Origin of the sequence: Streptomyces sp. BBFR51 (assembly GCF_044591655.1) — a bacterium.
In the GTDB taxonomy this organism is placed as follows: Bacteria; Actinomycetota; Actinomycetes; order Streptomycetales; family Streptomycetaceae; genus Streptomyces.
This window is the reverse complement of the sequence record NZ_CP172448.1, coordinates 3,622,078-3,634,514: the sequence shown is the minus strand read 5'-3', so window position 1 is coordinate 3,634,514 and position 12,437 is coordinate 3,622,078. Positions and strand designations below refer to the sequence as shown.

Annotated in this window: 13 protein-coding genes and 1 pseudogene; 9 read left to right on the top strand and 5 right to left on the bottom strand. The window is 72.0% G+C overall.

Features of this window, described 5'->3' with window-relative positions; translation table 11 throughout:
- Positions 1 to 236: 236 nt before the first annotated feature.
- Positions 237 to 491, top strand: a complete 255-nt coding sequence (locus ACGH7X_RS16425) for a hypothetical protein (protein ID WP_399886053.1) — start codon at positions 237 to 239, stop codon at positions 489 to 491.
- On the top strand, positions 488 to 868 hold the full coding sequence (locus ACGH7X_RS16420) for a hypothetical protein (RefSeq protein WP_399886052.1): 381 nt from the start codon (positions 488 to 490) through the stop codon (positions 866 to 868). Before ACGH7X_RS16425 ends, ACGH7X_RS16420 begins: the two co-directional genes overlap by 4 nt.
- A 103-nt stretch (positions 869 to 971) precedes the next feature.
- Here the strand turns inward: ACGH7X_RS16420 and ACGH7X_RS16415 are convergent.
- The 4 genes and pseudogenes from ACGH7X_RS16415 to ACGH7X_RS16400 all read right to left on the bottom strand — a co-directional run.
- Positions 972 to 1,058, bottom strand: a pseudogene (locus ACGH7X_RS16415) (DUF397 domain-containing protein); the annotation flags it as partial.
- 3 nt (positions 1,059 to 1,061) lie between these two features.
- Positions 1,062 to 1,286, bottom strand: a complete 225-nt coding sequence (locus ACGH7X_RS16410) for a DUF397 domain-containing protein (RefSeq protein WP_399886051.1) — start codon at positions 1,284 to 1,286, stop codon at positions 1,062 to 1,064.
- Positions 1,287 to 1,560: 274 nt separating this feature from the next.
- Complete coding sequence (locus ACGH7X_RS16405) at positions 1,561 to 2,097, bottom strand: hypothetical protein (RefSeq protein ID WP_399897062.1); 537 nt, start codon at positions 2,095 to 2,097, stop codon at positions 1,561 to 1,563.
- Between the two features lie 62 nt (positions 2,098 to 2,159).
- A complete protein-coding gene (locus ACGH7X_RS16400; protein ID WP_399886050.1) occupies positions 2,160 to 3,905 on the bottom strand; it encodes a dolichyl-phosphate-mannose--protein mannosyltransferase in 1,746 nt (581 codons plus the stop codon).
- Positions 3,906 to 4,001: 96 nt separating this feature from the next.
- On the opposite strand from ACGH7X_RS16400, the gene rsmI reads away from it, so the two are divergent.
- The 6 genes from rsmI (at position 4,002) to ACGH7X_RS16370 (ending at position 9,665) form a co-directional block, all read left to right on the top strand.
- A complete protein-coding gene (gene rsmI, locus ACGH7X_RS16395) occupies positions 4,002 to 4,850 on the top strand; it encodes a 16S rRNA (cytidine(1402)-2'-O)-methyltransferase (RefSeq protein ID WP_399886049.1) in 849 nt (282 codons plus the stop codon).
- A 153-nt stretch (positions 4,851 to 5,003) separates the two neighbouring features.
- Positions 5,004 to 5,435 (top strand): hypothetical protein, encoded by a 432-nt coding sequence (locus ACGH7X_RS16390; protein WP_399886048.1) that lies wholly within the window; start codon positions 5,004 to 5,006, stop codon positions 5,433 to 5,435.
- A 51-nt stretch (positions 5,436 to 5,486) separates the two neighbouring features.
- Positions 5,487 to 6,407, top strand: a complete 921-nt coding sequence (locus ACGH7X_RS16385) for a TatD family hydrolase (RefSeq protein ID WP_399886047.1) — start codon at positions 5,487 to 5,489, stop codon at positions 6,405 to 6,407.
- Between the two features lie 118 nt (positions 6,408 to 6,525).
- A complete protein-coding gene (locus ACGH7X_RS16380; protein WP_399886046.1) occupies positions 6,526 to 7,863 on the top strand; it encodes a ubiquitin-like domain-containing protein in 1,338 nt (445 codons plus the stop codon).
- Positions 7,864 to 7,893: 30 nt separating this feature from the next.
- Entirely contained in the window at positions 7,894 to 8,754 is an 861-nt protein-coding gene (gene rsmA / locus ACGH7X_RS16375; RefSeq protein ID WP_399886045.1) for a 16S rRNA (adenine(1518)-N(6)/adenine(1519)-N(6))-dimethyltransferase RsmA, read from the top strand.
- A gap of 14 nt (positions 8,755 to 8,768) precedes the next feature.
- The gene (locus ACGH7X_RS16370) at positions 8,769 to 9,665 is read left to right on the top strand and encodes a 4-(cytidine 5'-diphospho)-2-C-methyl-D-erythritol kinase (protein ID WP_399886044.1); all 897 of its coding nucleotides are present in this window, start codon (positions 8,769 to 8,771) and stop codon (positions 9,663 to 9,665) included.
- A 3-nt stretch (positions 9,666 to 9,668) separates the two neighbouring features.
- Here the strand turns inward: ACGH7X_RS16370 and ACGH7X_RS16365 are convergent, their stop codons facing one another.
- Positions 9,669 to 10,271 (bottom strand): Uma2 family endonuclease, encoded by a 603-nt coding sequence (locus ACGH7X_RS16365; protein ID WP_399886043.1) that lies wholly within the window; start codon positions 10,269 to 10,271, stop codon positions 9,669 to 9,671.
- Between the two features lie 144 nt (positions 10,272 to 10,415).
- On the opposite strand from ACGH7X_RS16365, the gene ACGH7X_RS16360 reads away from it, so the two are divergent.
- Entirely contained in the window at positions 10,416 to 12,230 is a 1,815-nt protein-coding gene (locus ACGH7X_RS16360; protein ID WP_399886042.1) for an ABC-F family ATP-binding cassette domain-containing protein, read from the top strand.
- The last annotated feature ends 207 nt before the right edge of the window (positions 12,231 to 12,437 follow it).

Here is a 12,437-nt window from a genome sequence, read left to right as displayed (position 1 = left end):
CGGCAGTCCCCTCCCCGTCAGACCTTCCGCCCGCCTTCTTGAACGCGTTCAGAAGCAGTTGTGGTTGCACTCTAAGCGCAGGGAGTGACCAGCGGTACGGATGTTTCCGTTTGGTGGCCTAAAGGAGACCCGGGCCGTCTCTGATGCCGACCATGGGTGATGTGTACGTGTACGTGTGCGTACACGGATAGAATGGGGAGCCTGGATACAGCCCTACACACATGGAGCGGCAGAGCATGTCAGACGCCACCATCCGAGCCCGGTCCGAGACCCGCGACCGACTTGCCTCCGTTGCCGAAGCCGAGGGGATGAGTCTGCGTGCCTGGCTCGACCGGCTCGCGGAGACGGTCAGGACCCCGGCCGAGCGGGCCGAGGAAGCCGAGCGCACGCGGCAGGTTCTCCAGGAGTGGACCGGATACGACCCTGCCGTACCCGATACCGAGGCGGATGCGGTCCTCGCTCGTCGTATCGCGGAGGCCACGACGGCGTGAACGATCTGCACATCGTGCTGGACACCGGCGCGCTGGTCTCCCTGCGAGGCAATCCGTTGGTGTCCCGCCTGGTCTACCAGGCCACCAGTAGCCCCGGGACGCGTCTCTACGCGGCCGCGTGCGCGCTGGTGGAGGCCGACCGGAGATATCCGGGGCTGGCTGAGCACGTCGCACAGCTTCCGGCGGTGGACATCCTCTCCTTGGACCTCAGCGCCGCGCTGAGCCTGACCGGTGCGGACGGGTGGGGGCTCCCGCACACGCAGCATGTTGCCCAGCCGTCGGAGGAGCGCCCGCACGGCGCCGTTGTGGCGACCACCAGTCCTGCGGACTGGAAAGGGCGCCCGGTACGGTTGCTTTCCTTGGCCCCGGACGAGTGACCCGGTAGCCCCGGTTTTGCGCCGACGGGTGCTGCGGGCGGTTGAGTTGCTGCCAGTCGTCGTCGCAGGCCGAGGTCTTTCGAGGACGGATGGAAGGTGACTTCGAGTCGCGTACGCCTACCCATGAGCTGTGGGCAGCGACCTCGACGCACTCGTTGCCCTCACCGCCGCGGTTCTGCGCGAGCGGCACGTGTTACGGCAGCAGGAGGCTGCGCCGGCCCTTGCCGATGCCTCCGACGAAGGCTCGGTAGCCGGCCTCGGAGACTATGAGTGCGGGGGCGTCGGGATCGCCGATGTCGTTGGAGTCGCGCATGGCGACTACACCGTCGACGAAGGCGACCTCCAGGCAGTTGTCGCCTCCGTCACTCAGGCCGCCCTTGGCCCAGGAGGCGTTGGTGAGGTCGACCTTCTTGTTCATGTGTAGCGGTCCCTGATCAGACGGCGTGACCGACGACGGCAGGAGCGGCGATACGCCGGAGATCTGCGCGTCGGCCGGTGGGTCCGGGGCGGAGTGCGAAGGCGGGCGCGGTCTGTTGATCATCGATGCGCTGACCGCCAGGTCGGGGACGCGGCGGACAGGTGGAGGGCTGACGGTCTGGGCCGAGGTGGACGTCGGCGCCACGGCTGGCGCCTTGGCCGGTTCCGGGTGAGCGAGGACGCGTGCCAAAAGCGCCGTTGGCGACGGCGGGCCGTCAGAGGCTGCCGGGGCCGGCCGCTGCTATGGCCTCCTTCGCCACCCGCCGCAGCGCACGGTTCGTAATCCAGCTGTTCTTCCCGCCGGTCAGATACGCCACGGCGCGGCCCACCCATTCCGGGTCGCCGAGCAGATGGAGCTTTCCCTCGTCGATGAGCTGCCGCATCAGACTCTCCAGCCGGATGGCGTCCACCGCCCGGTAGGGGCGCTCATGCTGGTCGAAGCGCAGCTGTTGGTCCTCGTACGGGTGGCGCAGCGTCAGGTGCATCCAGCCGCCGGCGCGCTCGGCGACCGTCCCCTTCGGCGTGTACACGCCCCGGTTGTTCGTGTTCCAGGCGTGCTTGCCCCAGGTGAGCCAAACGCCGGTCATGATCCTCGACCACGGGATCGGCCGTCCCTCGGAGTCCGGCTCGTGCTGGTGGAGCCCGTCCGGGCGGAACTCCACCCAGTGGGTGCCCGGTCGTGAGGCGTCTCCGACTCCCCAACGCCCGCCGGCCAGTTCCAACGGTCCGAGGGATGTGCCGTCCTCCACCATGCGCGTCATGGAAGCACGCCTTCCGCGGCATGCCGCCGTGTCCTCATGACGTGCCCGGCCGGCTAGACCCACGTATCCAGCCACATCCGCGCCCGCCAGTCGTCCATCGGGATCGCCGTCCCCGTGTAGAGCGGCCAGAAGTAGATGAAGTTCCAGGCGATGAGCAGCACCAGGACGCCCGCGCCCGTCGCGCCCGCGACGCGTCTGGCGTCGCCGCAGCCCGGGCGGCCGATGATCGCGCCCAGCAGCATGGCCACCGCGAGGCAGAGGAAGGGCAGGAAGACCACGGCGTAGAAGAGGAAGATCGTGCGCTCCTGGTACAGGAACCAGGGGAGGTAGCCCGCCGCGATGCCGCAGGCGATGGCCCCCGCGCGCCAGTCGCGGCGGAAGAGCCAGCGCCACAGGACGTAGAGCAGGGCGAAGCAGCCCACCCACCACAGCAGGGGCGTGCCCAGGGCGAGGACCTCGCGGGCGCACTTCTCGCCCGCGTCGACCGGGCAGCCGTCCGAGCCCGCCGACGGCGACTCGTAGAAGTAGGAGACCGGGCGGCCCAGGACGAGCCAGCTCCAGGGGTTCGACTGGTACGTGTGCGGCGAGGTGAGGTGGGTGTGGAATTCGAGGACCTGGGTCTCGTAGTGCCACAGGCTGCGCCACCAGTCGGGGAACAGCCACGACCAGGAGCTGTTCGCGCCGTCCTTCGTCGCCCAGTCGCGGTAGTAGCCGCCGGTGCCGTCCGAGGGGGAGAGGATCCAGCCGAGCCAGGAGAGGACGTACGTCGCCAGCGCCACCGGGACCGTGGAGAGGAAGGCCCAGCCCAGGTCGTGCCGCAGTACCGCGAGGTGGGGGCGGTGGGCGCCCGCGACCCGGCGGGAGCCGACGTCCCACAGCACGGCCATCACGCAGAAGGCCGCCATGATGTAGAGGCCGTTCCACTTGGTGGCCGCCGCCAGGCCCAGCATCAGGCCCGCCGCCAGCCGCCAGGGGCGCCACCCGAGCCGGAGCGTCTCGGCGACGTGCGCGTCCGGGCGGACCCTGCCGTCGTCGTCCACCGGCAGCGCGGCGGCGAGTTTCCGGCGGGCCCGGTCGCGGTCGACGACCAGGCAGCCGAAGGCGGCCAGCACGAAGAACATCAGCACGCTGTCCAGCAGCGCGGTGCGGCTCATCACGAAGTGCAGCCCGTCCACCGCCATCAGTGCGCCCGCCAGGCACCCGAGGAAGGTCGAGCGGAACATCCGCCTGCCGATCCGGCACAGCAGCAGCACCGACAGCGTGCCGAGCAGCGCCGTCATGAACCGCCAGCCGAACGGGTCGAAGCCGAACAGCTGCTCGCCCAGGCCGATGATGTACTTGCCGACCGGCGGATGGACGACGTACGCCGCGTCCGTCGGGATCGGGACGTCGCCGCCCGAGTTCAGGATCAGGTCGTTGGCGTTCTTGTCCCAGTTGACCTCGAAACCGCGGTGGATCAGCGCCCACGCGTCCTTGGCGTAGTACGTCTCGTCGAATATCACCGCCTTCGGGCTGCCCAGGTTCCAGAACCGCAGTACGCCCGCCAGCAGCGCCACCAGCAGCGGTCCGCCCCACGACGACCAGCGCACGATCCGGTCGGTGAGCGGCTTCGACAGGCCCAGGAAGGCCCACAGGCGCGGACTCGGGCTCGTGTACGGCGGCACCAGCCGGTCGCGGACGTCGCCGGCCGCGGGCCCCGCCGTGTAGCCGAAGCGGCGCAGCCGCTGCTGCCAGGTGGGCCGCTCGTCGTGCGGGGCCTGGCCCTGCCGGGTGTCCGTGGAGGACGCGGTACTGGTCACCGCGCCATCGTAGGGAACCGCGCTGTGCACGTCCCGCGCATGGCCCCCACCGGTGCGGTTCGAGGGGTGCCCGGCCAGTGCTGGGAGGATGGGGGAGTGACTGGAACCCTTGTACTCGCGGGCACCCCCATCGGCGACGTCCAGGACGCCCCGCCCCGGCTCGCCGCGGAACTGGCCGGTGCGGACGTCGTCGCCGCCGAGGACACCCGGCGGCTGCGCCGGCTCACCCAGGCGCTCGGCGTCGCCCCGGCGGGGCGTGTCGTGTCGTACTTCGAGGGCAACGAGTCCGCCCGTACGCCCGAACTGGTCGAGGAGCTGGCCGGCGGAGCGCGGGTGCTGCTGGTCACCGACGCCGGGATGCCGTCGGTGTCCGACCCGGGCTACCGCCTGGTCGCCGCCGCCGTCGAGCGCGGCGTCCGCGTCACCGCCGTGCCCGGCCCGTCCGCCGTGCTCACCGCGCTCGCCCTGTCCGGGCTGCCGGTCGACCGGTTCTGCTTCGAAGGCTTCCTGCCCCGCAAGGCCGGCGAGCGGCTGACCCGGCTGCGCGAGGTCGCCCAGGAGCGCCGGACCCTCGTCTACTTCGAGGCCCCGCACCGCCTCGACGACACCCTCGCCGCCATGGCCGAGGTCTTCGGCACCGACCGGCGGGCCGCCGTCTGCCGGGAGCTGACCAAGACGTACGAGGAGGTCAGGCGGGGCGGGCTCGGTGAGCTGGCCGCGTGGGCCGCCGAGGGGGTGCGGGGCGAGATCACCGTCGTCGTCGAGGGGGCGCCGGACAAGGGGCCCGAGGAGCTCGGCGCCGAGGAGCTGGTGCGCCGGGTGCGGGTGCGCGAGGAGGCGGGGGAGCGGCGCAAGGAGGCGATCGCGGCGGTGGCCGCCCAGGTGGGCGTGCCCAAGCGGGAGGTGTTCGACGCGGTGGTGGCGGCGAAGAACGCGGGGGTTTGACGGTCCGCCCTTGACCCGCCCCTGACCTTGCGGGCCCTTCGGCCAAGGGCACCCCAAATCGGCTCAAATACTCGGCAGCACCTGGTGCTTTCCCGCTGGTGGAGGAGTCCACTGGAGGAAGGAACAGGACGAACCGAAGGAGCCGGGATGAGCATGAGTGAGAGCGCCGCGCGAACCGGAGTGCGTGCCGGTGCCAGTGCCGTCGTCCACGAGTCGTACTCCTTCGCCTGCATGCGCTGCGGACACGGCTGGGAACAGTCGTTCGAGATCGAGCACCACACGGACACCGACGGCCACGAGTTCGTGCTCTACGTCGCGGACGGCCGCGTCGTGCCCTCTCCGCTGACCCGGCCGACCTGCGCCAACTGCGACAACCACGTCGTACGGATCATGCGCCCGGGCCGGGTCGCCTCGGTGCGCGGCACCAGCCACGGCGTCCACCGGGTGCCGCCGGCCGGTCCCCTGGAGGTGCCGCGGGTGCCCGAGGCACCGGGGCCGGGGGCGCCGGGACTCGACGACGGGGGCCGGCACTGGCACCTCGCCGACCTGCTGCACGCCCTGCACCTCCACCGCAGGGCGAGCTGACCCGTCGGGGAGCCGGTCGGGTCCGGTCGGGGCTTTCGTAGGATCGAAGGCATGCCTTCGAACGCCTCGGGCCGGTCCGACAAGGACGCCGCGCCCCCGCTCCCCGAGCCCCTCCGGGTGCCGGTCGCCGACTCGCACACCCACCTCGACATGCAGTCCGGCACCGTCGAGGAGGCACTCGCCAAGGCCGCGTCGGTCGGCGTGACGACCGTCGTCCAGGTCGGCTGCGACCTCGCGGGTTCGCGCTGGGCGGCCGAGACCGCGGCGGCGTACGACGCCGTCCACGCCACCGTCGCCCTGCATCCCAACGAGGCGCCGCGGATCGTCCACGGGGATCCTGGGGGCACCTCCCAGCCCCCCAGGGCTGGGGGAGGCTGGTCGAGGCAGGGTGCGCGGCAGCCCGGCGGGGACACGGCGCTCGACGACGCGCTCGCGGAGATCGACCGGCTCGCGGCGCTCCCGCAGGTCAAGGGCGTCGGCGAGACCGGCCTCGACCACTTCCGCACCGGCCCGGAGGGCAAGGAGGCCCAGGAGCGCTCCTTCCGCGCCCACATCGAGATCGCCAAGCGGCACGGCAAGACCCTCGTCATCCACGACCGCGACGCCCACGCCGACGTCCTGCGCGTGCTGAAGGAGGAGGGCGCCCCCGAGCGCACCGTCTTCCACTGCTACTCAGGCGACGCGGACATGGCCGAGATCTGCGCGCGCGCCGGGTACTACATGTCCTTCGCGGGCAACGTCACCTTCAAGAACGCCCAGAACCTGCGCGACGCCCTCGCCGTGGCCCCGCCGGAGCTGGTCCTGGTCGAGACCGACGCGCCGTTCCTGACGCCGGTGCCCTACCGGGGGCGGCCGAACGCCCCCTACCTGGTGCCGGTCACGGTGCGGGCCATGGCCGAGGTCCGGGGCGTCGACGAGGACACGCTGGCGGCCGCCCTCGCCGCGAACACCGCCGGCGCCTTCGGCTACTGAGCGGCGATCCCGCCGCGAGCAGGTGTGCGCCACGCTGCGTAGTCGCGTCGCTTTGGAGAGTGACGAGCGCTCCGCTAGGTTCTGGGGGCCCGATCCGGACCCCTGGAGCGTTGTCGGCGTGAGCAGAACGCAGTTCGAGCACTCAGAGGCATACGCGCCACACGAGGCGTACGCGCCACACCAGGCGTACGAGGCGTACGAGTACCTCGCGCCGTACGACGTGCACAGCGCGCCGACCCTGCCGTACGGGGAGACGTACCGGCCCGCGCTCCCCCGGCAGGGCGCACCGCAGCCGCCGACGGTGCGCGCGCCGGGGGACGGGCGGGCCGGGCGCCGGCGCCGGGCGCAGTACGCCGGGCGCGCGGACGCCTCCCTGCGCCGGCTGCTGCCACGCGCGCTGGTCGTGGCGTTCCTCGCGGGCGGCACCACCGCCTTCGTCGCCAAGGACAAGGCCGTCGAGCTGACCGTCGACGGCGCCCCGCGCACGCTGCACACCTTCGCCGACGACGTGAGCGAACTGCTCGTCGAGGAGGGCGTCGAGGTCGGCGCCCACGATGTGATCGTGCCCGCCCCCGGCACCCCGCTGACCAGCGGCGAGGACGTCGCCGTCCGGTACGGCAGGCCCGTCCTGCTCACCCTCGACGGCCACCGGCGCCAGGTGTGGACGACCGCGGAGACGGTGGACGGCGCCCTGCGGCAGCTCGGCGTACGGACGCAGGGCGCCCACCTGTCCACCGAGGGCTCCCGGCGCATCGGCCGCGAGGGCCTCGCCCTGGTGGTGCGCACCGAGCGGGTGGTGACCGTCATGGCGGACGGCCGGGCCCGCACCGTCCGCACCAACGCCGCGACCGTGCGGGAGGCCGTCGAGGAGGCCGGGATCACCTTGCACGGCGAGGACACCACCTCCGTCCCCGCCACCGGCTTCCCGCGCGACGGGCAGACCGTCACGGTGCTGCGGATCACCGGGTCCCAGGAGGTCCGCGAGGACCCGATCCCCTTCGACGTACGACGGACCGAGGACGCCTCGCTCTACCGCGGCACCGAGGTCGTCCGGCAGGCGGGACAGCCCGGACTGCGGCGCACCACGTACGCCCTGCGCAGCGTCAACGGCGTCCGGGAGAAACCGCGCCGGCTGCGCACCGAGGTGGTGCGCGAGCCCAGCCCGCAGCTCGTGCGGGTCGGCACCCGGCCCCGGCCGACGTCCGTCGAGGGCGCCGACCACCTGAACTGGCAGGGCCTGGCCGCCTGCGAGTCGGGCGGCCGCCCGGACGCCGTCGACCCCTCGGGGACGTACGGGGGCCTCTACCAGTTCGACACCCGCACCTGGCACGACCTCGGCGGCGAGGGCCGCCCCCAGGACGCGTCGGCCACGGAGCAGACGTACCGGGCGAAGAAGCTGTACGTACGCAGCGGCCCCGACGCCTGGCCCCACTGCGGCGCCCGGCTGCGGGGATGAGGCCCGCCCGCCCCCGGCTACCCTTGCCGGGTGAGCAGCCCCACCCCCGACGCCCTCCTGGGTCCCGCCGACGTCCGTGAACTCGCGGCAGCCCTCGGCGTACGGCCCACCAAGCAGCGCGGCCAGAACTTCGTCATCGACGCCAACACCGTCCGCCGTATCGTCCGCACCGCCGAGGTACGCCCCGACGACGTGGTGGTCGAGGTGGGACCGGGCCTCGGCTCGCTCACCCTGGCCCTGCTGGAGGCCGCCGACCGGGTCACCGCCGTCGAGATCGACGACGTCCTCGCCGGCGCCCTGCCCGCCACCGTCGCCGCCCGCATGCCCGAGCGCGCCGACCGGTTCGCGCTGGTCCACTCCGACGCGATGCAGGTGACCGAGCTGCCGGGTCCCGCCCCGACCGCGCTGGTCGCGAACCTGCCGTACAACGTGGCGGTCCCCGTCCTCCTCCACATGCTGGAGACCTTCCCGGGCATCGAGCGGACCCTCGTCATGGTCCAGGCCGAGGTCGCCGACCGGCTCGCCGCCGGACCCGGCTCGAAGGTCTACGGCGTGCCCTCCGTGAAGGCGAACTGGTACGCCGAGGTCCGCCGGGCCGGCTCCATCGGCCGCAACGTCTTCTGGCCCGCGCCCAACGTCGACAGCGGGCTCGTGTCCCTCGTCCGGCGCAGTGAGCCGCTGAAGACCACCGCCTCCCGGCGCGAGGTCTTCGCCGTCGTCGACGCCGCGTTCGCCCAGCGCCGCAAGACCCTGCGGGCCGCCCTCGCCGGGTGGGCCGGGTCGGCCGCCGCCGCCGAGGCCGCGCTCGTCGGCGCGGGGGTGTCGCCGCAGGCGCGCGGAGAGGCGCTGACCGTGGAAGAGTTCGCGCGTATCGCCGAGCACAAGCAGTAGGGAGTGACGAGCAAGTGAGCGTGACGGTCCGCGTCCCCGCCAAGGTCAACGTCCAGCTCGCGGTCGGCGCCGCCCGCCCCGACGGCTTCCACGACCTGGCCAACGTCTTCCTCGCCGTCTCCCTCTTCGACGAGATCACCGCGACCCCGGACGCCGACGGGCTCCGCGTCACCTGCGAGGGGCCGGACGCCGACCAGGTCCCCCTCGACCACACCAACCTGGCGGCCCGCGCGGCCCGGGCGCTGGCCGCGCGGTACGGCCGCGAACCCGACGTCCACCTCCACATCGCCAAGGACATCCCCGTCGCCGGGGGCATGGCGGGCGGCAGCGCGGACTGCGCCGGCGCGCTGGTCGCCTGCGACGCGCTGTGGGGCACGGGAGCCTCGCGGGCCGAGCTGCTGGAGATCTGCGCCGAACTGGGCAGCGACGTGCCGTTCAGCCTGGTCGGCGGGGCGGCACTGGGCACGGGGCGCGGCGAGAGGCTGACCGAGCTGGAGGTGGGCGGCGAATTCCACTGGGTCTTCGCGCTGGCCGCGCGGGGACTGTCGACCCCGGCCGTCTTCCGCGAGTTCGACCGCCTGGGAGAGGGCCTGGACATCCCGGAACCGGTCGCCGACCAGACCGTGATCGACGCCCTCGCCAAGGGCGACCCCACCGCGCTCGCCGTGGCCCTCACCAACGACCTGCAGCCCGCGGCCCTCTCGCTCTTCCCGGAGCTGTCCGACACCCTCGCGGCCGGGCGGGCGGCGGGCGCGCTGGCGGCGCTGGTCTCGGGCTCGGGCCCGACCACGGCCTTCCTCGCCCCGGACGCCAGGGCCGCGTCCGACGTCGCCGGGGTGCTGCGAGCGTCGGGGACCTGCCGGGACGTGCGTACGGCGGTGGGGGCGGTGGCGGGGGCGACGGTGGTGTGAGGGTCAGAGGTTGTCGATGGCGGCCAGGTCGATGTCGATGTCGTAGGGGACGCTGATCTTCAGATGATCGTGGTGGATGCCGGTGAGGGCATATGCGCCGGTGACCTTGCCGCGCTCGTAGACGTGGACGACCGGGCGGTCTTCCGCGCCCTCCATCTCGACCAGCCAGAAGTGGGGGATTCCGGCGGCGGCGTACTTGTGCGGCTTCGTGTCGCGGTCGCGGGACTCGGAGTCGGGGGAGACGACCTCGATGGCGAGGAGGACGTCGGCCGCCGCGTAGCGAGTCTTCTTCCGTCCGACCGCCTCCGCGCGAAGAACGCTCACATCGGGCTCAGGGCCGTTCCGCCGGTCGAGGACGATGGTCATTTCCCGTCGCACCCGCAGCTCGGGTGGCAGTGTCGCGCGCAGACCGTAGACCAACATGTCCATCACGATGGTGTGAAAATCTCGCTGCGGACTCACGAAAACCAGGCTCCCGTCGATCAGCTCGGTGTGCGGCGGGAGATCAGGCAGCGTGAACAGGTCGTCCACGGTGTAACCGTCCTGTGGCGGCATCGGCCACTCGACGCGGCGCTTGACGGACTCGGCGGTCATGGTTCCTCCCATGGACGGGATCCTGCTGCCCACTCACCACGGTAGCCGGGCCTTTCGCATCACGTCACTACAACGAGTGACGACCCCCGCCCGCCTCACCCCACCCCCCGGAGGGCCTACGCTTGAAGGCTGGTAGATCCCCCAGTCAGGAGAGAAATGGCCGTCAATCTGGTCAATGTCGAGAACGTCACCAAGGTGTACGGCACCCGTGCGCTTCTCGACGGCGTGTCCCTCGGCGTCTCCGAGGGGGACCGCGTCGGTGTCGTCGGCCGTAACGGCGACGGCAAGACGACCATGATCCGGATGCTGGCCAAGCTGGAGGAGCCCGACACCGGGCGGGTCACCCACTCCGGTGGGCTGCGGCTCGGCGTGCTCACCCAGCACGACTCGCTCGACCCCGAGGCCACCGTCCGCCACGAGGTCATCGGCGACATGGCGGACCACGAGTGGGCGGGCAACGCCAAGATCAGGGACGTACTGACCGGGCTGTTCGGCGGACTCGACATGCCGGGGTTCCCGCAGGGCCTCGACACCGTCATCGGGCCGCTCTCCGGTGGCGAGCGGCGCCGGATCGCGCTCGCCAAGCTGCTCATCGAGGAACAGGACCTCCTCGTCCTGGACGAGCCCACCAACCACCTCGACGTCGAGGGCATCGCCTGGCTCGCCCGGCACCTGCGCGAGCGCCGCTCCGCGCTCGTCTGCGTCACCCACGACCGGTGGTTCCTCGACCAGGTCTGCACCCGCATGTGGGACGTGCAGCGCGGCGACGTGTACGAGTACGAGGGCGGCTACTCCGACTACGTCTTCGCCCGTGCCGAGCGCGAGCGCATCGCCGCCACCGAGGAGACCAAGCGGCGGAACCTGGTCCGCAAGGAGCTGGCCTGGCTCAGGCGCGGCGCCCCCGCCCGCACCTCCAAGCCCCGCTTCCGCGTCGAGGCCGCCAACGAGCTGATCGCCGACGTGCCGCCGCCCCGGGACAGCAGCGAGCTGATGAAGTTCGCGTCGTCCAGGCTCGGCAAGACCGTGTTCGACCTGGAGGACATCACCGTCCAGGCCGGCCCCAAGGTGCTGCTCAAGCACGTCACCTGGCAGCTCGGCCCCGGCGACCGCATCGGCCTCGTCGGCGTCAACGGCGCCGGCAAGACCTCCCTGCTGCGCGCCCTCGCCGACGCCGCGACCAGCGACGGGGACCAGCAGCCCGCGAGCGGGCACGTCAAGGTCGGCAGGACCGTCAAGCTCGGCTACCTCTCCCAGGAGGTCGCCGAACTCGACCCCACCTGGCGGGTGCTGGAGGCCGTGCAGCGCGTCCGTGAGCGCGTCGACCTCGGCAAGGGCCGCGAGATGACCGCCGGGCAGCTGTGCGAGACGTTCGGGTTCGGCAAGGAGAAGCAGTGGACTCCGGTCGGGGACCTGTCCGGCGGTGAGCGCAGGCGGCTCCAGCTGTTGAGGCTCCTCATGGACGAGCCCAACGTCCTCTTCCTCGACGAGCCCACCAACGACCTCGACATCGAGACCCTGACCCAGCTGGAGGATGTCCTTGACGGCTGGCCCGGCTCGATGATCGTCATCTCCCACGACCGTTTCTTCGTCGAGCGCACCACCGACCGGGTCTTCGCCCTGCTCGGCGACGGCGCCCTGCGGATGCTGCCGCGCGGCATCGACGAGTATCTGGAGCGGCGGCAGCGGATGGAGGAGGCGGCCGCGGCCAATGTCCCGGCCGCGCCGACCGGGCCGGCCGCCGCCGTGCCCGAGAAGAGCGCCGCCGACGTGCGCGCCGCCAAGAAGGAGCTGCAGAAGATCGAGCGGCAGCTCGACAAGGTCTCCGAGAAGGAGACCAAGCTGCACGCCCGGATCGCCGACAACGCCACGGACTTCGCGAAAGTGGCCGAACTGGACGCCGAGCTGCGCGAACTCGTGGGACAGCGGGATGAGCTGGAGCTGCGCTGGCTGGAACTGGCCGAGGACGCCTGAGTCTCTGCGTACAGCGGGCGCGGATGATGTAAGGAGCGCGTGAAGGCGCGTAACAGTGGCATCACGGGCCGGTCCTCCCTTGGGAACAGGGGTGGACGCGGCCCGGTGGTCGCTCGGCGCCGGGTGATAGAAAGGCCGTCCGAGGACTGTCCCGTGCTTGCCCGGGACGGTCCGAACGATCGCCTGCAGACGACTCCGGGGCCAGCG